Here is a 22,622-nt window from a genome sequence, read left to right as displayed (position 1 = left end):
AGCCGTTTATGACTTGAACCGCATCACGCTCTTTACAGTCATCGACTCATCATCGGCAGTGAGGTAAGTAACCGAATAGTCCTTGCCTCCCTCCTCGACATTGACAATCACATGACCGGCATCAAACGACGAGGGGTTAAGTATATCAAGCCACGGCTGTCCGGCATCCTCGGCACGACGCTCCGCAGGAAACACGGAAGGACACACGATGCGCTCGCCGGGATAAAGATTCCGGTTATAAAAACGCTCCATGACCGAGGGCAGCGTATGAAGCTGATCCCACACGTTGTTGACAACTACACGCGGACGCAACGCAGCCACGAGCTTATCAGTCATTGACTTGTGTCCGTGATGATTGATTTTCGCCACACTCACCGGCTCAACCACGTCGGCTATCGCATCCTCTATCTCGAATCTCTTTCCATTAGGCAACTCCCAGCCATCCGAGAAGTCTCCCGCCGTATAAAACTTGAAATCACCGTAGGTAAAGATCACACCCAGGCTCATCCCGTTTTCACTGAACTTAACCGGATTGGATTTCTTGCGCTCCGCATAGAGGTCACGTATATTCCCCTCCTTATCGGCAATGCGGCCGTTGGCACAGATATTTCTTACCGAGAATCCCGGATATGCCGTAGCGTCTTTCTTCAAGGCGATCTGGTTGGTTTCGCCAAGACGGAACTTCTCAATCTCCATCTTCTTATGAGCCAACATATAGTCGTAAAAATCCTTCATGTGCTCAAAAGCATCGGCTGCCTCCTGGGTCAAAGGAAGAGGATCGTTGTAGTCGGGCCAGCAACGGTCAAAAGCCTTACCAAACGTAAGGTACTCGGCAGCCTGAGAGAATCCGCTCAGGTAGTAATCCTTACCGTCTCTCGTCTCCTTACGAGCGTAGAATTTATTGTTGCCACCATGATCTGAGTGATAGTGCGTCAACATCATGTAATCCACATAATCCTTCTGGGGGTTCACTCTCAAGACATAACGAGAGATCCACTCCCCGGCATGCCGATCGGGATTGGGAAGCACCGGCACAGCCAATTTACCGCGCCCAATAGCATTATGATCACCACAATCAAGCAGCATCGTTGTACCGTCGGGGAAAATCAAGAACATCGATTCCGACACCCCGGTATAAATCAGATGAATCTGGAACTGCCCCTTTTTCCATCCTTTCCATGCTTTTCCTACTTCAGCATCCTTAGCGCCCCACGCCAAAGCCTCCCTGAAATCCATCAAACAAGCAGCGCTCACAAGCGTAGCATTCTTCAAAAAACCTCTTCTATCCATCATTCAAAAACCGATATTAATATTAGCCTACCCACAAATATACGGAATAATTCTTAATTCTATTAAATGCCCGGCCGTGGCGAATCCTTGCTAGCGTGCATCGTAGAAACAAAAGCATTCGGATCGATCTCTTTCACCTCATCTTTCAAGCGGGGCATATCTTTCCGTTCAGCGATCGTGAATATAATCTCAGTCTCATTTCCCTGATACATTCCCTTACCGTGGATAAATGTACCTCTCATACCCATCTTATCAACTATCAAGGTTTTTAATTCCTGGGTCTTACGAGAGACAATGAAGACAGCACGGTTCGGATTCTCTGTCTGGAACATCTCCACGATCTTTCCATATACGAAAATAGTAAACCAAGAATACAAAGGTACCGCCCAATCCTTAAACACGATCAAGCCCAACAATACGACCGCAGAATCCAATACGATGATCATATTGCTGACCTTCAAGTTGGAGTCATTAGCGATCACACGTGCCAATACATCCGTACCGGCACTCGTACTCTGCGCCCGGAAAATACAAGTTACACCCAATCCTAAAATAGCTCCTCCATAAAAGGCGGCGATAAAGGCATCATTCTCCACCAATGGATCAGTAAGGAAATAAGACAATGAGTCGGTAAATATAGAGATCAGCAAGAAAGTGACGATCGTCTTCGGTCCGGAAGATAATCCGATCTTTTTCATCGCCAAAATCATCAACGGGATATTGAAACAAAGCGCCGTCGTACCCATCGGCAAACCATCCGGAAAGAACGGAAACAAATTCTTTGTCACATAGTGGATTACGATAGATATACCGTACACACCTCCCGGTACGATTTTGTAAGGAGCTAGGAAAAGCACGTAACTAAGTGCCTGCAAAAATGAACCTACCACGATTAAGGAGTAGTCCTTTACATTTCTCTTCAAAGCGACATTAGAAGGAACTAAAAGTTTTTGTGTTGTCATGACTCGAATTAAGCGTTATTTGTAAAACGCCGCAAACTTACACAATCTTCTTCGATTTATACACAAGCCTTAAAAAAAAGTACCCCCACTATTTACCTTTTGACAGGAAATAGTGGGGAGGACACACTCTTATATAGTATAAATTACTTACTTGCGTTATCAGCCAAGTACACTTCCGGGAACGTATTAACACCCATCGTACGGTTATTATTGTTCGTGATGTTCAATAAAGTAACATACTTACGATATTGATCCGGGTTCAAAGCCCTCTTCATCAATTTCAAGTTACCGTAAACCGCTTGATACATTTTCTTATCCTGCAATTTAGCGCTAGCTTTTACACTTGCGTTCTGCATATCGATAAAATATTCATTGATATTAGCGACCTCATCCAACTGGCTCGGAGTCAATTGCAAATAGTTTGCTAACTTCTCTGTACTTACCACAAACGGTTCTCTACTCAAACTCGGTTTCTGAGCGAAGCTCATTGTCGCACACATCAATAAGGCTGCGACTGCCATTCCAAAACGTTTCATAATACCTAAAAACCTTAAATTACTAAACCTAAACAAAAACCTTAAAAACACATAGTCCAATCACATTGGCTTTATTATTTCTCAGCCAAATAGCTGTCCAAAAGCGGATTAGAAACCTTATCTTCCTGATTAGCGCGAGTCACGTTAATCAACGCTACATATTTACGATATTGATCTTTTGTCAATGCACGTTTCATCAGTTTCAAATTACACAACAATGCGTTGCGAGTTTCTTCCGGTCTTGCATTATTGCAAAGCGCTTCCGCAGACAGGGGTTGACCTAATTGATTCTCGAAGTAAGTATTAATCTCTGACACCTCAGCGATCTGGTTTGCGTCAAGCTGCAAATATCTGCTTAGCTTATCGAAACTCATACTCTTTGAATCACTAACCTTTTGAGCGAAGCTCATTGTCGCTACCATCATTAAAGCGACTACCATCATACCTAAACGTCTCATAATACCTAAAAATTTAAACCTAAACTAAGACCTTAACTAATAAATGCGGCGTTTCCGCATCTTCCATCTTTCTCTTTTTGTTACTGCAAATATAACAGTATGTTTTATAACATTGTTCTTTAATGCGGTTAATTTTTGCAAACAATTGACGTTATTGATGTATATCAAGGTATATATCAATCATTTTGTAACACATATTACAATAAACGCTATCTATTTCATCATAGACACCGTTTATAAACAAGCAAAAGCCTAGATATATTCTTATACAAGCCTAGCTGTATTCTTATACGATACCATATCTATTCTATAATCTCCGTCGTGGATTATACAAACCACAGCGTGATCTATAAAAACCACGACATGATCTATACAGACCACGACGTGGTTTATAGAATAGATACAGTCACAAGATACTTTTTATGCAATAGCTTGATACTTTATATCTATCCTCTACCTATTTATCGGCTAGATAAACATCGGGGAAGGAAAGCCTGCTCGTCATCCGGTTATTATTGTTCGTTACGTTGATCATCGCTACCTCATTAATCTGGCTGGGACGTAATTCCAGATAGCTTACCAATTGGCCCACATTGACTACAAACGGCTCTTTATGTAAGCTCGATTCCTGTGCGAAACTCATTGTCACACTTACCAACAAGGCTGACATAGCCATTACTAAACGTTTCATACTACCTATTCCTTTCATTTGTTAAATCTTAAAAACCTATTTCTCTATGATCTTTGATACAAATATAAGGGTGAGGTTTCCCGCTAGAAAAGGAAGAATCGACAAAGTACGCCATGGGGTTAGACGAAACCGGGAATCAAGCGGATCAAGAAATCAGCTTATTCCTCTCGTACGAGGCTTTTACCAAGCGGATATAGACGAATAAGGAAAGAAGGCAACAAACCGCCCCGACTCCGTAGGCGGTAGCCAGATTGGCACGGGTAGCGATAAAGCCGGCGGATAACATCCCGATCCCCATCCCGAAATCGAAAGAGGTCAAGTAGGTGGAGGTAGCCGTACCGCGCATATGGTGCGGAGCGACATTCACGAAAAGACATTGAAAAGCCGGTACGCTCACGCCAAAACCGATACCGATCGCCAAGGCGCAAGCGAAAAAGACAAACGATGTATGTACGGTAGCGAACACGGAAAACGAGATCGCCAAAGAAACCAAGGATACGATGGACACGACATGGATCTTACCATGGTCCACCAACCGCCCGGAAATCAAACGGGCCGTCCCTACACCGATCGCCATAAAGATAAAGAAATAGCCGGGGTCTGGCACCTCGATCTCTTTACCATATAATACCACAAACGAGAGCAACATCCCATAAGGTATAGCGACCAGCAAATAAGCCAAGGCCGCAGGAAGCGCTTTTACCAAGATAAAACGATCCAACGAGAAGGCCGGACGAGGCACTTTCTCCCGTTTCGGATAACGGATCAGCCCGACGGAGCCGATCCCGACCAATGCGATCACCAAAGCAACCCCTATGATCCAGAAGAAACCATGCCGATCGTACAGCCCGACCGCCACCAAAGGAGCCAAAGACATGGCGAGATTGATCGTCAATCCGTAAAAGCCCATGCCTTCTCCCCTTCGCTTGGAAGGGATTACGTCTATCGTAATCGTATTGCCGGAAACAGAGGTCAGTCCCATGAACCCGCCTTGGATGAAACGAACCGCCATGATCGTATAGACCGTCATCGCAAACCAATAACCGGCAAACAGACAGGCGAATATCGTGAAGGCGAATACATATAACGGTTTGCGGGAGAAACAATCTACCAGATACCCCGAGAACGGGCGCACGCACAACAAGCCGATCGTATAGCTAGACAAGACCATCCCCACCTCGGACGTGCTGATGCCCAACTCTTCCACCAGATAGACTGGCATGGTAGGCATCAACATATAAAAGGCGAAATTCATCAAGAAGTAAGAGATACAACATTGGACGAAATTCCGGTTCCAAAGTACAGGTTTAGTCTCGCTCATTCCTCTTTATTACTTATGCCAGCTCGCTCAACTCCAGCCAGCGCATCGTTTTCTCGTCGATTTCCTCCATGACTTGGGTGATCCGTTGAGATTTAGCCATAAGCTCGTCCGGAGACAAAGTGCCACTGCTCATCGCAGTCTCCAACTCCGCTTTCTCTACCTCCAATGCCGGTATCTCCTCCTCTAGGGCCTCGAACTCTTTCCGTTCCTTGAAAGTGAGTTTCTTCTTTTGCTCACCCACCGGACGAGACGGTTTCTCCGGAGCCGGGTTTTGCTTCGCTTGCAAAGCGGCCTCCGCCTCTTTTTCCAGTTGGTCTTGCACATCTTTCCAATCCCGATACTGCGTATAGTTGCCAGGGAAATCCTTGATATCGGCGTTACCCCGGAAAACCAGCAGGTGATCTACCACCTTATCCATAAAGTAACGGTCATGGGAAACGACGATAGCACACCCCTTGAAGTTACGAAGGTATTCCTCCAATACGTTCAAGGTTACGATATCCAAATCATTGGTCGGTTCATCGAGCACCAAGAAGTTCGGGCTACGCATCAATACCGTACATAAATACAGGCGACGCTTCTCGCCACCGCTCAACTTATAAACGTAATTATGCTGTTTCTCCGGCGTGAACAGGAAATAGTTCAAAAACTGGGAGACTCCCATCTTCTGTCCGTTACCCAAATCCACGTATTCGGCGATCGCCTGCACCACGTCGATCACTTTCATTTGCTCATCGAACTTCAAGCCATCTTGACTGTAATAACCGAAACGAACGGTCTCGCCCACATCGAAATGACCGCTATCGGGAGCCACCTCCCCCATCAGCATCTTGATAAAGGTAGATTTACCCGTACCGTTATTTCCGACAATACCCATCTTCTCGTAACGGGCGAAAATATAATTGAAATCCTCCGTAATCTTCAAGTCACCAAAACGTTTGCTCACATTCACCGCCTCGAAAATCTTCGAACCGATGTAAGAAGCCTTCACGTCCAAGTTCACTTTTCCGGTATCCCGTTGTTGCTTCGCTTTCTTTTCCAGCTCATAAAAGGCATCAATACGGTACTTCGCTTTCGTGCCCCGTGCCTGCGGTTGGCGACGCATCCAATCCAGTTCCGTACGGAGAAGATTCTTCGCACGCTCCACGTCGGCGTTCATCGCCTCGATACGCTCTTGGCGTTTCTCCAGATAATAACTATAATTACCTTTATACGAATAGATTTGCTTATTATCGATCTCGATGATCTCACTACAAACACGATCCAAGAAGTAACGGTCGTGCGTCACCATCAAGATACTGATATTGGCCCGGCTCAGATAATCTTCCAGCCATTCGGTCATTTCCAGATCCAAATGGTTCGTCGGCTCATCCAAGATAATCAATTCAGGGTCCGTGATCAAGACATTCGCCAAGGCAACCCGTTTCAACTGCCCTCCGGACAATTCCCCGATCTTCTGATTGAAGTTATGAATCTTCAACTGCCCGAGGATTTGTTTCGCTCTCTGCTCATAATCCCACGCCTTGAAGCTATCCATACGGGTAAGGATGTCCTCCAGGTTCGAGTGATCCTCTTTCGCCATCGCCTCCTCGTACTCGGCGATCAAGCGGACAGTCTCGTTCTTCGAGTGGAAGCAAGCCTGTAGCACGGTAAGTTCTTCCGGGTAGGAAGGTGATTGCTCCAAATACCCGACCCGCAAGTCTTTCCGGAAAACCACCTCACCCGAGTCGTAATCCTCCTTGCCACCGATAATATTCAACAAGGTAGTCTTACCCGTCCCGTTTTTGGCGATCAACCCGATCTTCTGTCCTTGCGCGACTCCGAACGTTATATCCTCGAAAAGAACCAAATCACCGAAGCTCTTGGTCAGCTTATCTATCTGAAGGTAACTTATCATGTTTTCTTATTTAAATTCAAATCGGAAGGCAAACTTACACAAAATCCTCGAATTTTAAGCTTTTCTCCGTACCTTTGGTGGAAGAATAAGAACTACTAAAAAATTTCTCATACATTGTTATCAGTTCACGTACCGTAGTGTCGGTAAATGTATGCCAAATCTTCAATTCTATTGGCTTATAGTCATCAAACAATTGATCTACATACTCTATTTCAAAAACCAATCGAAAGTCGTTCTTGTCCTCACCTAATTGGCCTTCCTTTCGGCAACCAACACGAGCAATTTTTATAAGATAAAGATCACGGATACCCTTGCCTTTCATGTAAGGCATGAAATAGTATAACTTATTCAATGCAACAGTTGATGGAAACCTAGAGCCTGTATAATAAATCTCAGCAGATTGTTCCAAATACTGTTCAAAGTTATCTTTCTTCACATTGCCTATCAAGACATTTTTAGTTATGTTAATGAAGCGGCTACGAGGAATAGCATATGCTCCTAAATCTTCTCGAATCATGTGGTTCTCAACAATACAGCTGTCTTTATATTGTTTGAAAAGATCAAGAAAATTGAGTTGATGATATTGTACAGAAGGTTTAGGTTTCGTCTGTTCAACAACAGACTTATGTTCATCCATCTTATTCTTGTCGAAGTTATAAAAAATGAACTGACCGCCTCCCTTCCAATCAACGCTACTCGAAATTCCACCCGATTCACCATCTATTACTTTGCGCATACGTCTTGTAACCAATTCAGTCATCTGGTCGCCAATCTCTATACCAATATAATTACGTTTCAATTTATGTGCAGTTGCTATCGTTGTACCAGAACCGATGTAGCAATCTAATACATACTCGCCCTCATTGCTAGCAATCTCTATAATTTGCTTTATAAGTTCCTCAGGTTTAGGCGTATCGAACACTTGTTCCATTTCGGGAAAAAGTGAAAGAAGATGTTTCTTGGCACTATCCGTTGTACCATAGTTATCACCTGTCCAAAGAGTTTCCGGTGTCAAGCCAATCTTAGCATTCGCAAGAAACTTCTTTATGCGAGGTGTGTTCTTACCATCAAATCCGAACCAAATATTATTGTTGGCGATCTCCTTAAGCATCCGTTCCTGATTATAGGCCCAACAACGCCCTTTAGGTGGATTAAACTCAATTCCAGCAGGTGATATAATTGTATAGAACTGGCTCGCCACAGCATGACCAGCTTGAACACTTGCGGTAATTGATTGCCAAGGCCCTCGTGGATCATTGTCGGGATTCTTGTATTTACTATCAATAAAGCCTTCTTCTACAGGAAGTAGGTTTCTCGACTTCTTGAAGGCCTTGATATCCTTCGCATAAACAAGTACATATTCATGATTACAAGAAAATACGGCCCTGTTCTCACGAGTCTTTCGCTGTTGCCAAATTATTGTACCGGCGAAGTTCTCACGACCGAATATCTTATCAGCCTCAATCTTCAAGTATGCCATTTCCTTATCATCAATAGAAATCCAAATACTACCATCTCTTTTCAACAACTGTTTAAGCCAAATAAAAACAGTTCTCATATCCTTTAGCCAAGCAGATGTTGAAATATTGTCATTATAATAATGATAAGTGTCTCCATTGTTGTAAGGAGGGTCAATGTAGATACACTTTATTTTTTCCCCATACACAGATGCCAATTCTGGAAGAATCGCCTTGTTATCACCTTTAATAAGGATATTCTTACAATCCTCTCCACCAACGGACACTTGAGGGTTATAGATAAATTTTATATTGTCTTTAAATCGCATAAGTACGTCAAGATCAACTATTGTTAGTACAGACAATCAGTAATTCCGCTTCATCGGACGCTTCAAGAAAATGCTCAGTAGAATTGAGCTTGTTATGTTTGAAACTACCAGCAGACACCGTCTCCACATTATCAAAATACTCTTTCGCCAAAGTAATAATCTGCTGCATAGTTACTACACGTGGATGAGATTTCTTCGTTTCGTCATACGGGGAATATGACAAGAGGAGATTCCTATTTGTAGCAGAAGTTAATTTAAACATCTTTCGAAAAGCATCGAGAGCTTTGCTCTTTATACAGAATGGCGACTGATGTCTGTCTTCTCGATAGATACCATTACTTACATGAGTAGAGCCATGAATTGTAACTGTTGAAATCTTAGGAATATCCCTAAGTGTCAATGTCTCCAATACATGATAATAACGACTATAGTGGTCACGAGTGTAAGGAGGATCTGCATAAACTGTTCTTACGTTATCAGGAAGATTCCTTAAACAGTTTTCAAAGTCTCCCTGCATAGTTGAATGGCATAAGTCATTCTTGGTCAAGCTCTTGTATTTTAGCAACCAATCCTTGTAGAGTGCTATAACATCAATTGTCTTATCCTTGACCGCCTTATTATAAACAGTACTTTTGATTTTGCCTTTAGCATCTCTTGCTTTAATTGGTTGAGCAAAGTGCTTGCCTACCGTATCAACAATATCACTCGCTGTACCGAGCAATGCAGCAAGATACAAATCGCGATGGTTCGATGGAAAAGATTTGTGAATAGTCTCCAGTATGATATCAATCTCAACGGCTTGCTTGTATGAGAAATATACTCCACCATAATATCGGCTAATAAGCGACAACTCATTACTCAATCCTGTTTTTATGAGTTTATTATTTACCATACGAAGTTGATCAGACAAGCATGATAGATTATGTTCGAGATTGAATACTTCAACTGATCCATATTCGAGAATACAAGCCAATACTTCAAGGTTCTTATTCTTAATGGCTTCATGTTCCATTTGTATGAGTGGCGCAAAAGCCTCTCTAAGTTTCTCCGCTGATTCCGTATACAATAATTCAAAGAATTTGTTTACATTTTCATCGGTAACGTCAAACTTGTTGAGCAGCGCATTGTCAATCACTTTTGAATAACCTTGAATATCACATGCTGTTACCGCAAAATTACGCGACAGCCTACGAGATACACAACCCGAACCGGCAAACAAATCACAAACCCCAGCACCAACAGGAGTCACGTCGAGTATCTTATCCTCGATGAAATCCAACAAACGCAGTTTACTACCAAGGTAGTTCAGTGTTCTGAAATTATATTCCATATTAAACTATTAATTCTGGATAAAGAGCATGAATTGCCTCAATATGAACAATGTATCTTCTTAGTTCGTCCTTACGTTTGACCTTACTCTCTCTATAAAGGAACTTTCTAATATTGTTGTATGCTGGATAATTTGATAACAGAATCTGATAAAGGAATTTATTATTGTCTAGTTTTACAAACAAACCGATAGGACGTTTGCTGTCACCAGGATATGCGCCTTCTGTTTCTGTACAGCGTATTTCAAAACGGTAGTTATGGCTCTTCACAGAAACAGCCTGACGAATTTCAATATCGCCAAGTGAGCCGTTTTGGGCAATGTTTATAAGCTCAATGTTGTATGAATTGTTACCACGCTCAGCACCAAAGAAGTTTTCAAAGATCTCTACAGGAAAGTTGACCTGCTTCCAACGAGGGCCACCACCAATTTCCGCAATTAACACCTCTTCTCCATTGACAGAAAGAGACTCGTTAGAAACTGAAATAATCGGTTGATCAGGATTTGTTGGATTCGCTGTTTGAGTTATACGCTTAGCTTTAACTTGTCGTCTTTTGGGCGAATAACCAGACGGATTTCTTTGTAGTTTTGCTCCATTGAAAGTGATAGATTTTTTACTTGCAGAGGTTATTTGGTCTCTTCCGTTATCATATCTATCGGCTCTTTCTGATTCAGTAACAATTATCTTATCAGCAAAGAGAAGGTCGATCAATTCCTGCGTTATGGTATAAAGGTTACTCTCTGTACCATCAAGAATTGATTTCCAATAAATGTAAAAATCATTATGCACGGAATGCGCACCCTTAGCATCTTTTATCAGTAATGCACATTCGATGTTCTTAACCAATCCCATTGTTGTGAGATTATTTGAACCTATGATGAGTGTAAAGATGTCTGTATTCTCAAACAAATAGATTTTAGGATGGAATATATTTACGGATTGAGTGTGAAAAATTTTTGACTCTACCCCCCATGATAGAACTTCTTCTAAAGCTTCTTTGGAAGTCCCTTTCTGGTCAACACCTAATATCACCTTAATTTTCACACCACGTTCTTTCTCCCGCATGATGTAGGGAGTTAGCGCCGAAATACCTCCATAACTTGCAAATGCCACAAGGCAAGTGAACGTATCGTATCTCTTGCTGTTGAACAATTCTATCAGTTCCTTCCCTACTGACGTGTCTGCATCGAGATTATATCCTTGTCCAATAATCTTAGTATCCATAGTGTTTGCTACAATAATTCCAGAATGAAGTTTATGTGCAAAGTTACGATAAAATCCTCGAATTTTAAGCTTTTCTCCGTACCTTTGGTGGAAGAATAAGAAAAACACCATGAATGTTAGAATAGATGAAAGTTGGAGAAAACGTCTGCAAGAAGAATTTGACAAGCCTTATTTCGAGCAATTGGTGACATTTGTCAAAAACGAATATAAGCAAGCGCACGTACTTCCTCCCGGGCCCCAGATATTCCATATATTTAACGCATGCCCGTTTGAGAAGATAAAAGTCGTTATCTTGGGACAAGACCCCTATCCAAATCCGGGGCAATACTACGGGGTCTGTTTCTCGGTACCCGATGGCGTGGCGATTCCTGGCTCCTTGATGAATATATTCAAAGAGATCCACGATGATCTCGGGAAACCGATCCCTTCCTCCGGGAATTTGGATCGTTGGGTAAGCCAAGGCGTATTTCCGATGAATTCCGTCCTCACGGTACGTGCCCACCAAACAGGTTCGCACCGGAACATGGGATGGGAAACATTCACCGACGCTGTTATCAAGAATTTAAGCGACGAACGGGAAAACCTGGTATTCATGTTATGGGGAAGTTACGCTAAAGCCAAGATCTCCCTTATCGATACAAGCCGACATTTGGTCTTGACAACCGTACATCCATCTCCCCGCTCTGCCGAATATGGTTTCTTCGGTTGTAAGCATTTCAGTAAGGCTAATGATTTCTTACGGGGTAAAGGCATCCCGGAAATCGATTGGTAAGTATAAATCAACCTAAATCAATCGCATATGGATATTCAAACGTTTATCGACAACTATCAGGAGACATTCTCCGGCAAAGCGGAATTACCGATCGCCTTTTGGTATTCCGATACGCTATCGGGAGAATTAAGGAAGACGCAAGGTTGCCTGTTTAAAGCGCTTCCCGCCATAAGGAACGGGGAGATTATCAGCATGAGCGGAGAAAGCATCGGTTGCGGAGGTGGGAAATTCTATACCGGATTCACTCCCATGCCGGAACATGTACCTAACTTCGTTTCCTTGAAAGAACGATATAAGCAAACACCGGAGATGGTTCTGGAAGGCATCAAGAAGATAGATGTACAAAGGGCGACCAAGCAATATATCCATTTCGCGAGAATCGACCGGCTTACTTCCTTCGAGGATGTGGAAGGGCTTTTGTTCCTCGCTACCCCGGATATCCTGTCCGGCTTGGTCACGTGGGCGTTTTTCGACAATAACTCGCCCGAGGCCATCTCCACGCCTTTTGGCTCGGGATGTAGCGCAACCATTACGCAAGCCGTCAATGAGAACCGGCGTGGCGGGCACCGTGCTTTCCTTGGCTTCTTCGATCCCTCGACCCGCCCTTATGTGGAAAGCAACGTATTGAGTTTCACGATCCCGATGTCTCGCTTCAAGGAGATGTGCGAGACGATGCGTATGTGTAGCCTCGATACGCACGCATGGGGCAAGATAAAAGCGAGAATCGATGAAGGCTGATTTTTATGCGGAAGTTTACAACATCGTAAAGGAAATACCGGAGGGAAATGTGGTTACCTACGGGCAGTTAGCCAAACTCGCCCGGAGACCACAATGTTCCCGCATGGTAGGGCAAGCCATGTTCAACGCCCCGAGAGAGCTGAACTTGCCTTGCCACAGGGTAGTAAACAGCCAAGGGAGATTGGCTCTCAATTGGACGGAACAAAGGGAACTGCTAGAAAAAGAAGGCATCGCTTTCAAAAAGAACGGGTGCGTGGATTTAAAGAAGCATATTTGGGCGGAGATATTGCCCATTATTTAAGATACCTCACGCCATCACAAAGCTCATTATCCCCAAAAAGCATATCAACGCCATTATCAATATAGATAACAAGGTGATTATTCTCCTGTGAGCATATTTTATCGAGACATGCAATATCCCGATAAACAACAACACGTATAGTATCGCCTCCGGATAACCCAGCATTTGATACATATAGGGTATTTTCGTATATATGTATCCTTCAAAGGATCCCATTGTCGGTCCAATGGTTGATAGCAAGGACAATCCTAGGATTATTACGCCTAATTTCATTAAGCCGTTCTTTTCCTCAAAAAACACCTTCCGTAAAGGCAATAACACCAAAGCCAACAGTATCCCGCGAAATATCTGCAGAACAGGCCCTAACGCCACGATTGGCTCATCGACCGGCTTCATAAATGAGGATATCACATCGGTAGCGAACAAATCCCGATAGTTCATCACCAAAAGGGCAAATACCCCCGCGACAAAATATGCGATCGTGTGGGCATATATGATTTGCCAAAAATACTGAATCATGCCAATTCTCTTTTCCATTGTCCTAAGCCTCCATATACTTTTATCCCATTAATGTAATCTCAGCTACAAATATACAATTAAGAAAAACAATACGTTCAATCATGAATTAGTTATTTACGCAACAAATCTTGTCAGTTTTTCTCATAACGACAGACTAAATTATCAAAGAACAAAAATTACGGATTATAGATTAAACATTAAGATGAACAAGAACATGAAATCAATTATCAGTTTCTTTAAATTCACCCCGACCGAGGCCGCCGGGATCAAGCCTTTGGTGGAGAACCATTTCCTGCCATTCTGGTTATATAATATAATGGATCTCATCCCTTTACGATAATAAAGAAAAAGTATATGAAACATCTAATTTTATTTATAGCTTTGCTAGTATCAAACGGACTAGCAATCGCGAGAACGACAATGAGTGATCAACTTTCAAAAACAACAAGAATGAATACCCAAAGTGAAATTTATTTTGCCGGTGGATGTTTCTGGGGAACAGAACATTTCATGAAGCAAATCGATGGCGTTACGAATACCCGAGTAGGTTACGCAAACGGGAAGATGAGTATCAAAAAACCGACTTACGAACAAGTGTGTAACGATAATACCGGATTCGCCGAGACAGTGGAAGTTAACTACGATCCGCAACAAGCCGATTTGAAGTTATTGATCGAACTATTCTTCAAGACGATAGATCCGACAAGTATCAACCGGCAAGGCAACGATATCGGATCACAGTATCGTACCGGCATCTATTATACGAATACGGACGATCTGCCGATCATCAAAGAGACCGTGGAGGCATTGGCCAAGAATTATTCCAAGCCCATCGTCGTAGAGATTCAGCCATTAAGTAATTTCTATCCGGCAGAAGACTATCATCAGGATTATTTAGATAAACACCCGGACGGTTATTGCCACATAAACCCGGATCTATTCGATTTCGCCCGAAAGGCTAATAAGGGGAAAGCCTCGAACAAGCCTGTATCGCAAAAGAAATTCCAGAAACCGGATGATCAGACATTGCGCTCTAAACTCACCGCCGAGCAATATGCGGTAACACAGCAAAACGCTACGGAAAGAGCTTTCAAGAATGAATATTGGAATGAAAAGCGTGAAGGCATCTACGTAGATATCACGACCGGGGAACCTTTGTTCATCTCTACCGATAAGTTTGATTCGGGTTGCGGATGGCCTAGTTTCTCCAAGCCGATAGACAAGAGCTTGGTGATGGAAAAAACGGATCTCTCCCACGGGATGAAACGGATTGAGATACGCAGCAAAACAGGAGATGCACATCTAGGGCACGTTTTTAATGATGGCCCAGCCGACAAAGGTGGGTTACGATACTGCATCAACAGCGCATCATTAAGATTTATCCCTAAAGCAAAGATGGAAGAAGAGGGATATGCCGACTATCTCCCACTCCTATAAAAACAAATAAAAAAACATAGTTATGATTTGTTCAACTCATAACTATGTTTTGAAAATTTCATAACTATGATTTTTTAATAGTATCTTCGCCGTATAAAACAAGCGAAAGAAGCACTATGTATCACGAATTTACCCCCTGCGCAGCCTTAGCGCCCTTGATCGACAAGATTTGCATTTGCCAGCGGCATTTCCAACGTAAGTTCAAGGATGCCACCGGATATACTCCCAAAGTTTAGGACAAGCTGAAGGAGCAACTTCCATACAAATATCGGTACGCAGCTTATCCGGCGAGAATACCATAGAACTGGCGAAAAACCTTAGACAAAGAAGAGGGTAAGTCATATCCTACTTTATAAGCGATCTCCTTGACAGGTATTTCCGTGTAACGCAAAAGCCGAGCGGCCGTCTCGACCCGCATCCTAACGATAAACGTACCAACCGGTTCCCCTAAGAACTCCGCAAAGATCCGATGAAAATGCCAACGAGAGAATCCGGATATCTCCGCCAGCTTATTTAGATCGATATCCTCGCCTAAGTGATTATTTATGTATTCAACCAATACATTGATACGTTGTTGATACTCTGTTTTTGTCGTTGTCTTTATTCGCATGATTCTTAGGATTTCAAGGCTAAAATAGAAGAATTATCCCGAACACACTTTTCCGATATTGCTAAAATGAACTATAAAGTAAAGATATCGTTTATTTAGCCCAAATTTGTTATCTTTACCATCCAAATTTAAATAGGAAACAATAAGATGTTGAAAATAACAGCGCCTAGATTGGTAAAAAACTTACGGGAGGATATGGACTGGATGGATTGTATATCCAGACAAGCGGATGATTTTACGGAATGTTCTTTCAATGGATTATGCGTCGAAGACGTATCTAAACAGAACCTATCCGTTAATTCCTGCTTATTCACCAATTGTGGTTTCATTGCTTGCAATTATCGTAAATCTCAGTTTAGCGATGTGGTATTTAAGAACTGTGATCTATCAAATATAAATTTATCCGGATGTGGCTTTTACCGGGTAGAGTTCATTGGGTGTAAACTTACCGGAACAAATTTCTCCGAATCGATCTTTAATCATACTACCATCCGGGATTGCAAAGGAGATTATGTAATCTTCTCCATGAGCAAACTCCGGAACGTATCTTTTAATCAATGCTTTTTACGAGGAGGCGGATTGGACAATTGCCAATTTACGAACGTAGAATTCGAACATTGTAATTTAGTAGAGGCCGAGTTTCACCGGACCTCTTTGAAAGGGATCGATCTCACTTCCTCCGAGATCGCCGGTATACGTATTGGCTCGATTCCCGGAGGAGAGTTGAAAGGTGCTACCGTAACCTCCTTACAAGCACTGGACATCGCTAGGATGTTAGGTATTACGATCAAGGATTAAAACTCCGGATGGCGTTTTAACCACACAACCGCATAGGAACAGGTAGCTAAAGGGCGCAACCCCTGTTCCTTCGCATATTTATAAGCTGTTTCAACAAGAGTCGCCGCAATCCCACGCCCTTCCAAGGGTTTTGGGACAATGGTATGGATAATGTCCAAGGCATCTCCTCTTAAACGATATTCCACATAGGCTGTCAAGCCGTCTTCTACTACCTCGAAACGATGTTTATCCGGATAGTGATTTACTATATATTCCATTATTTATTCTTTTAAAGATTCTATTTCCTTATTATTTGTATCAATCTCCTCCCGCTTATCTTTCTTTTTATCGAGACCGAAAAAGCGCTTTACCTTCGTGAAGAAACCTGCCACTTTCAAGGCCGCATCCTGTTCTTTTTTCGAGACTCCTACGGATTCCACCAAGGCTGGTCTTAGCATCTGCCATAGATAGTTGAACGTGGAATGATAGGGATCTCGCACAATTTCCATATCGACCTTATGCAATTTACTATCTTTTCGCTCCGGATGAGCCGGATTATTATCCCGTAAGACCAAGTTCGCCAATCTCGACAAGAAACCTTTTTGTGTGGTCTCTCCGTCTTTCTCTTTCAATAGGGCCACTTTCAGTTTCCGATACGGGAAGTCTAACCGTATCCGTCCTTTCCGGCTTGAGGCATCCATATGAAAGACCACATCCTGTGCCCAACCGCTCACTACTTCCGCCGGCGCCAGAGGTTTTACGATCTCATTTAAGGAAAGCAAGTCTAGGCTATCCAAACGGGCATCCAATAGAAAGCGGTCATATAATGAATCCACGGGAAGTTGCCATGTAGCCGTAAAATGCCCCGATCCCATCAGGTTCCCATCCGCATGCAATCTGATGAATTGCTCCGGATAGGAAACGATATTGGTCAAACCTGAAAATTGGCCGTTCATATCGGTAAAATAAAGCTTACCGGGCTTATCACCTTTAACGGGTAATTCCTCATAAACCACGGAGAAATTGGCAACGGAAGCGGTATCTATCTTGAAACGGACCGGAGCCTTTTGTAAACCTTCATAAATCATCGGAACGATATGAGGCTCCACCGGGATCTTCCGGTTCTTTAAGTTTTGTAGTAAGACATCGTTTATCCAGAGTCCCCCCACACGTAATTCCTTGGTTGAGAAATATCCGGGAATATCCACGTCGTTCAATCTTACGTTCCCAACCTTCACGTCAAACCAATCTTGATGCTTAGGCTGTTTATAAGCGAACTCCATTTTGGAATAAGGCGAGACTAAATGTACGTGATCCAACCTCAAACCTGACTTTCTCAAATCCAGATCCCCGATCTTCAACCGGTAGAAGCCGTTATCCAACGGTATATCGATATCCTTCGTCTGTAGCTGAAGATCACCTAATTGAAACGTCTTCTTCTTCAAATCCACAAACACATTCTCCAAAGCCAATTGGATATCCTTTTGGCTCTCAGTCCGCAATATTGTCGTATCCGATCCCCAAGACATAGAAAAATCGCCATCGGATAAATCAAATCTATCGAATCCGATCTGATAGATACTATTCTTGAAAATCCGAATTCCCGCTAATGAAATCAATGGGGTTGAAAAACGTATCGAATCTTTTTTAGCGGCCAATGTCACATTTGCGTTCTGAATCTGGATTTTACGGATGGAAAGATACTGAAGGAAAGGATTTAACAAATTTTCCACATCCACACGGCTATTTACAGATGTGCTTTTCCCTTTATCCGAAGATTCAACGGAGGGCGTTTTATAATAAACCAAGCGAGGCGACCGAATCATCAGTAAATCCGCACTAATACCTTTGTCATACGCCAACCCGTCTATCCGCACCGTATCGATACATCCCGACAAATAATCATTACGGGAGCGGACCGACAACGGACGCAGCCATATACTATCCATATGAAACGAGCCTGAGGCCGTATTCATCGCCAAGCGCTTGATATCGAACCGGTGATTACGGGCTCTCATGATCCCCTGTATATCATTCGCCTCAAACGCAATGGAACGAAAATAATTCAGTTCCTCGCCCGGAGCTACCAAGGAGTCGATCAGAAGACCTTCCGCATGGAAATTGAACTCAGGGATCGAGAAATCCTCTATCTGCCCTTTCAAGGCCAAGGAATAGTGAAGGGAAGTCCGCTCTATCCGTATCTGATCCACGGATATACTGTGTAGTACCGGGGAGATCACATCATACAACGACAAGGCTTGCACCAAAGAATCCGCATCGGCATTCGCCAGCTTTTTCTCCCTAGTTAAGTCATACACCTTAATATCCGAAGATTGTATCTCAAAATTGCGGGCAGACAAATGGTTCAAGGCATCTTCCCGTCTAAAGTGAATCCCTTGTATCTCTACGGTTTGCACTTTACCTTCCAGATAATTCGTAGGTTTCCGATTGGTCTCTCCCCACAATAATTCTTGCGGAAGCAATTGGATTTTTTGGATATAGATAATGGAATCTTGGGTACTGAGGCATATACTATCCGTCTCCAGCCTAAAATCATTATTTACCAACAAGGTTTGCGGCTGATTCGTGACAAAATCGAAGTTATCACAATACAACAGCTTCCCGCTCCGTGAAGAGGTAGAATCCAACATAAAACCATACGCATGGAAACTTACGTTATTCAACGTATAGATAATCGGCGAGACTTGTTTTTCCACATTATAAGAGATACTGGCATTCTCCAAGTTCAAGGTCTTTACGCTCAAGGCGTCTATATATGGAGAAATCACTTCGTACAACGTCTTCGATTCGGTATGTTCTACCGTATCTACCGCCAGTCCGGAAGCTAATGGGTTTGATTCGGAAGAACCGTATATGCGAACTTCCGGAGAGCGGATCTCAAAAGTATTGAAATGAAGTTGCCGGTAATTCCATCGCCATACCAAATTGATCCCCTTAAAATCGATCCCCTCAATCCGGGTACTTACATAGGTATCGGGCAAACTATCCAAGGCGGCCAAATGTTCGAAGACCATAGAATCCGGCTCCAACGAAATACCCTCTAGCCTTAGTTCTCCCTTGAAGAAGCTAATAGAAAGCTTATCAAAAGAGAGACGATAAAAACCATCCGTAGCCTTCGCCGTGCGTTCTATCAGTTCTTTTTTCAAGTACCGTTCCAAACGACCTGTCAGGAAAAGATTCAAAACAAGGAACAATACGACCAGCGATAAAATAGCGATCACCGTATGTTTCAATATCTTCCTTATCTTAGAACTCATCTTTTCCTTGATTTTTGCGATATAAACTTCTTTTTATAAAAACAAAATAGACCCGTTTATGTTGCCTTACAGCTAAAAAAAAAAGCCCCGGAGTCTATTAACCCCGAGGCTTACGATCTATCGATTGTTACTTTATTTTACAAAAGGAGCCTTGATCAAATAGTCGGCGCAATCCTTCACACCCGCAAATTGAGTACGCCCGTCCTGCATCCGTTCCAACTCTACGAAATAATCCTTGATTCCGTTCGCATACATTTGCTTGAAGATCATCTCAAAGTTCATCATACCACTTTGGCCGAATACGGCACGATCCTTGATATGTAATACCTTGATACGATCCGGATGTTTCTGCATATACTCGACAGGATCGTTCTGCCCCATGACAGTCCAATAAACATCCATCTCGAAGTAAACCTTGCTCGGATCCGTATCTTTCAGCATCAAGTCATAAATCTGGTCTCCGACTTTCATGAAGGCAGCGAAAGGATTTCCCTTCACCTTCTCCTGTTGCTCTTTCGTCGCGACACGATTGAACTCCATATTATGATTATGATAGCCAAAACCAGTGGCGATACCCTCTGCCTTGATAACATCCGAGGCCTGATTGAAAACATCGCAAACAAGTTTAGCCTCATCGTGCGTAGTAATCGTCGGCATCATCGGCTGGATCAAATATTTACAACCCAGTTTCGCATGATCGGCTGCCGTAGATTTCCAATACTCCATTATTTTCGGTGTAATCTCCTTAGAGTATTCACGAATCATAGCCCTACGAGGATCAGAGGCCGAGGCGTCAACTGGATTTACATGCGAGCTGACAATCTTCAAACCGGCATCCTCTACCATCTTCTTAAATTCCATCATAGGAACTCCTCCGACAGCACCTTTACCATAACCCGCCAACTCTAGTTTGGAGTATCCCATATCCTTCACTTTCCGAAGATTAGCGGCCACATCGCCCTTATACAACTCTTGAGACAATGAATAGATTTGCAAGCCAAGCTCCTTACCTGCATGAGCCTCTCCAATAGTCCCCGGCACATGGTTCACCGCACTTGCGGAGAGCCCTTTGCCCGCCAGCAATCCGCTGGCGGTAAAAAGGCCTATGTTTTTCAAGAAATCCCGTCTGTTACCCATAACGATATCTTGTTTATGTCAGATTTACTTACAGAAATAAGGCAATGTGTACGGATTGCGATATTGATACCAATACAGACGATGAGCGGCAGCTTCCTTATCATCACCAAAGCTCAATGTAGCCGGATTCCATTTAACCGGACGGCCTAACTCACGAGCGATGTTCTGCAAGCAGCAAAGCGTATTCGTGCTGCAACCAACCTCTACCGGAGCGATCGGGTTCTTACGAGAACGAACGCAATCCACGAAGTCCTGCATATGAGGAGCACTGGTCTCATAGTTACCATTGTTGCCACCCTTCTTGTTCTTGCTATCTTTCAATCTCTTCATATACTCGGCATACGCTTTCTTGCGCTCCTCATCGGTCATCATTCTCGGACGTTTCTCAATCAAGTCCTTCAAATCAGCCGGGATCTTGGATTGGTCAGAGCAATTGATATATCCACGGGCTACCTCGATCCAGCCCTTATCGCCAATAAACTTAATACCCTGCGCATTTGGATTATCTTCCAAATAAGGTTGCTCTGTCATCACGATACCATTCGCATAACGCATGGTTGAATATTGCGTGCCATTGTATCCCTTAGGAGTAAACTCAACCGGACCAGAACCATCCATACCAATAGCAGCTTGAGCGATATCAAACATATGAGCACCCCAGTCAGCGGTATAACCGTTACCGGTCTCTTGATACCAACGCCATGCACCCCATAGCTTCTCGTTCTCATCCGGATCCAAAGAGATAGGAGGACACAAATCTGGATGATAATGAATCTTCGGATCATTCAACGGGCCCATCCACTGATTGAAGTTCAAATTAGCGGGAACCGGCATTTCCGGCAAGCTCAGCGGCGTAGGAGGTTCGCCGACACGAGCGTATATCTTCTCGATATGACCGATGGCCCCTTTCTGAACCATATCGATCGCAGCCTGGAACTCCTTGCTAGAACGTTGCTGGCTTCCTACTTGAAGTACGCGTTTGTTATTACGCACGGCCTTCACCATTGCTAGACCCTCAGAGATCGTATAGGCCAATGGCTTTTGGCAATATACGTCTTTCCCGGATTGGCAAGCGTGAATCGTGGCCAAAGCATGCCAATGGTCTGGGGTAGCGACCTCGATAGCATCGATATCCTTACGCTCCAGCATTTCCTCATAGAACTCATACTTATCGCAACGCTGGGTCATACCTTTCGCTGCTTGCCACTCTGCGACACGTCTTCTGAAACGCTCTGTTTTCATCGTATCCACATCACAACATGCGGCAACCTGAACACCCGGACATGCGGCAAATCCCTTAAAATCCGATAACGCTTGCTGGCCTAGGCCGATAAAACCCAAGACTACCCGATCGCTCGGAGCGATACGAACGCCATTCATGGCCCAACTGGGAAGAATTGTTAAACTCGCCAATCCTAGAGCGGAAAGGCCCAAAAACTCTCTACGGCTTACGCCCTTCTTAGTGTTTTCTTTCATGGTAATTTTGTTAATAATATAAGATAAAACATTAGTGTCCCATAAAAAATAGGGACTAGTTAAACATTAAATAAATTTGGCCCA

21 protein-coding genes and 2 pseudogenes are annotated in these 22,622 nt (G+C 43.3%); 7 read left to right on the top strand and 16 right to left on the bottom strand.

All coding sequences use genetic code 11. The features are described from left to right. Positions 1–6 precede the first annotated feature (6 nt). The 10 genes from E5342_RS12395 to E5342_RS12345 form a co-directional block, all read right to left on the bottom strand. Positions 7–1,293, bottom strand: a complete 1,287-nt coding sequence (locus E5342_RS12395) for an MBL fold metallo-hydrolase (protein ID WP_135959484.1) — start codon at positions 1,291–1,293, stop codon at positions 7–9. Positions 1,294–1,352: 59 nt separating this feature from the next. Further along, a complete protein-coding gene (locus E5342_RS12390; RefSeq protein WP_121735864.1) occupies positions 1,353–2,252 on the bottom strand; it encodes a YitT family protein in 900 nt (299 codons plus the stop codon). 143 nt (positions 2,253–2,395) lie between these two features. Continuing rightward, entirely contained in the window at positions 2,396–2,788 is a 393-nt protein-coding gene (locus E5342_RS12385) for a hypothetical protein (protein ID WP_121735865.1), read from the bottom strand. Positions 2,789–2,862: 74 nt separating this feature from the next. Further along, positions 2,863–3,246, bottom strand: a complete 384-nt coding sequence (locus tag E5342_RS12380; protein ID WP_005854530.1) for a hypothetical protein — start codon at positions 3,244–3,246, stop codon at positions 2,863–2,865. Positions 3,247–3,703: 457 nt separating this feature from the next. Beyond that, a complete protein-coding gene (locus E5342_RS12370; RefSeq protein ID WP_135959483.1) occupies positions 3,704–3,937 on the bottom strand; it encodes a hypothetical protein in 234 nt (77 codons plus the stop codon). A 145-nt stretch (positions 3,938–4,082) separates the two neighbouring features. Beyond that, the gene (locus E5342_RS12365) at positions 4,083–5,258 is read right to left on the bottom strand and encodes an MFS transporter (protein ID WP_008780086.1); all 1,176 of its coding nucleotides are present in this window, start codon (positions 5,256–5,258) and stop codon (positions 4,083–4,085) included. Between the two features lie 13 nt (positions 5,259–5,271). Further along, positions 5,272–7,155 carry an ABC-F family ATP-binding cassette domain-containing protein gene (locus tag E5342_RS12360; protein WP_121735868.1) on the bottom strand — a complete coding sequence of 628 codons (1,884 nt, stop codon included), beginning with the start codon at positions 7,153–7,155 and terminating at the stop codon, positions 5,272–5,274. A gap of 34 nt (positions 7,156–7,189) precedes the next feature. Next, a complete protein-coding gene (locus E5342_RS12355; protein WP_135959482.1) occupies positions 7,190–8,941 on the bottom strand; it encodes a site-specific DNA-methyltransferase in 1,752 nt (583 codons plus the stop codon). 13 nt (positions 8,942–8,954) lie between these two features. After that, the gene (locus E5342_RS12350) at positions 8,955–10,271 is read right to left on the bottom strand and encodes a DNA adenine methylase (protein WP_121735869.1); all 1,317 of its coding nucleotides are present in this window, start codon (positions 10,269–10,271) and stop codon (positions 8,955–8,957) included. A 1-nt stretch (position 10,272) separates the two neighbouring features. Continuing rightward, entirely contained in the window at positions 10,273–11,493 is a 1,221-nt protein-coding gene (locus E5342_RS12345; RefSeq protein ID WP_034532157.1) for a phospholipase D-like domain-containing protein, read from the bottom strand. 109 nt (positions 11,494–11,602) lie between these two features. Here E5342_RS12345 and ung point away from each other — a divergent pair, with 109 nt between their 5' ends. From ung to E5342_RS12330, 3 genes are read left to right on the top strand one after another with little or no spacing between them, the layout of a single operon-like run. Next, entirely contained in the window at positions 11,603–12,265 is a 663-nt protein-coding gene (gene ung, locus E5342_RS12340) for a uracil-DNA glycosylase (protein ID WP_135959481.1), read from the top strand. 27 nt (positions 12,266–12,292) lie between these two features. Further along, the gene (locus E5342_RS12335; protein WP_121735871.1) at positions 12,293–13,003 is read left to right on the top strand and encodes a DUF169 domain-containing protein; all 711 of its coding nucleotides are present in this window, start codon (positions 12,293–12,295) and stop codon (positions 13,001–13,003) included. After that, positions 12,993–13,304 carry an MGMT family protein gene (locus E5342_RS12330; RefSeq protein ID WP_121735872.1) on the top strand — a complete coding sequence of 104 codons (312 nt, stop codon included), beginning with the start codon at positions 12,993–12,995 and terminating at the stop codon, positions 13,302–13,304. The genes E5342_RS12335 and E5342_RS12330 overlap by 11 nt, the downstream gene beginning before the upstream one ends. 6 nt (positions 13,305–13,310) lie before the next feature. Here the strand turns inward: E5342_RS12330 and E5342_RS12325 are convergent, their stop codons facing one another. Then, positions 13,311–13,823, bottom strand: coding sequence for a hypothetical protein (locus tag E5342_RS12325; protein WP_232285179.1), 513 nt, complete (start codon positions 13,821–13,823; stop codon positions 13,311–13,313). 214 nt (positions 13,824–14,037) lie between these two features. Between E5342_RS12325 and E5342_RS19520 the strand changes: the two genes are divergently transcribed. The 3 genes and pseudogenes from E5342_RS19520 to E5342_RS20185 all read left to right on the top strand — a co-directional run. Next, positions 14,038–14,163, top strand: a complete 126-nt coding sequence (locus tag E5342_RS19520; protein ID WP_210434967.1) for a DUF417 family protein — start codon at positions 14,038–14,040, stop codon at positions 14,161–14,163. Positions 14,164–14,177: 14 nt separating this feature from the next. After that, complete coding sequence (msrB, locus tag E5342_RS12315; protein ID WP_121735873.1) at positions 14,178–15,260, top strand: peptide-methionine (R)-S-oxide reductase MsrB; 1,083 nt, start codon at positions 14,178–14,180, stop codon at positions 15,258–15,260. 155 nt (positions 15,261–15,415) lie between these two features. Next, positions 15,416–15,490 (top strand): annotated as a pseudogene (locus E5342_RS20185) (AraC family transcriptional regulator); the annotation flags it as partial. 62 nt (positions 15,491–15,552) lie between these two features. On the opposite strand, the pseudogene E5342_RS12305 reads toward E5342_RS20185, so the two are convergent. Further along, positions 15,553–15,870: pseudogene (locus E5342_RS12305) on the bottom strand (helix-turn-helix domain-containing protein); the annotation flags it as partial. A 147-nt stretch (positions 15,871–16,017) separates the two neighbouring features. Here E5342_RS12305 and E5342_RS12300 point away from each other — a divergent pair. Further along, complete coding sequence (locus tag E5342_RS12300; RefSeq protein ID WP_135959480.1) at positions 16,018–16,668, top strand: pentapeptide repeat-containing protein; 651 nt, start codon at positions 16,018–16,020, stop codon at positions 16,666–16,668. Here the strand turns inward: E5342_RS12300 and E5342_RS12295 are convergent. From E5342_RS12295 to E5342_RS12280, 4 genes are all read right to left on the bottom strand, one after another. Then, complete coding sequence (locus tag E5342_RS12295) at positions 16,665–16,925, bottom strand: GNAT family N-acetyltransferase (RefSeq protein ID WP_135959479.1); 261 nt, start codon at positions 16,923–16,925, stop codon at positions 16,665–16,667. The genes E5342_RS12300 and E5342_RS12295 overlap by 4 nt on opposite strands. A gap of 3 nt (positions 16,926–16,928) precedes the next feature. Beyond that, positions 16,929–19,925 (bottom strand): hypothetical protein, encoded by a 2,997-nt coding sequence (locus E5342_RS12290; RefSeq protein WP_135959478.1) that lies wholly within the window; start codon positions 19,923–19,925, stop codon positions 16,929–16,931. A gap of 132 nt (positions 19,926–20,057) precedes the next feature. Continuing rightward, a complete protein-coding gene (locus E5342_RS12285) occupies positions 20,058–21,062 on the bottom strand; it encodes a sugar phosphate isomerase/epimerase family protein (RefSeq protein WP_135959477.1) in 1,005 nt (334 codons plus the stop codon). Between the two features lie 24 nt (positions 21,063–21,086). After that, complete coding sequence (locus E5342_RS12280; protein ID WP_121735877.1) at positions 21,087–22,538, bottom strand: Gfo/Idh/MocA family protein; 1,452 nt, start codon at positions 22,536–22,538, stop codon at positions 21,087–21,089. Between the last annotated feature and the right edge of the window lie 84 nt (positions 22,539–22,622).

The sequence above is a fragment of the Parabacteroides distasonis genome (assembly GCF_004793765.1).
Lineage (GTDB): Bacteria > Bacteroidota > Bacteroidia > Bacteroidales > Tannerellaceae > Parabacteroides > Parabacteroides distasonis_A.
This window is presented reverse-complemented; position numbering and strand designations above follow the sequence as displayed.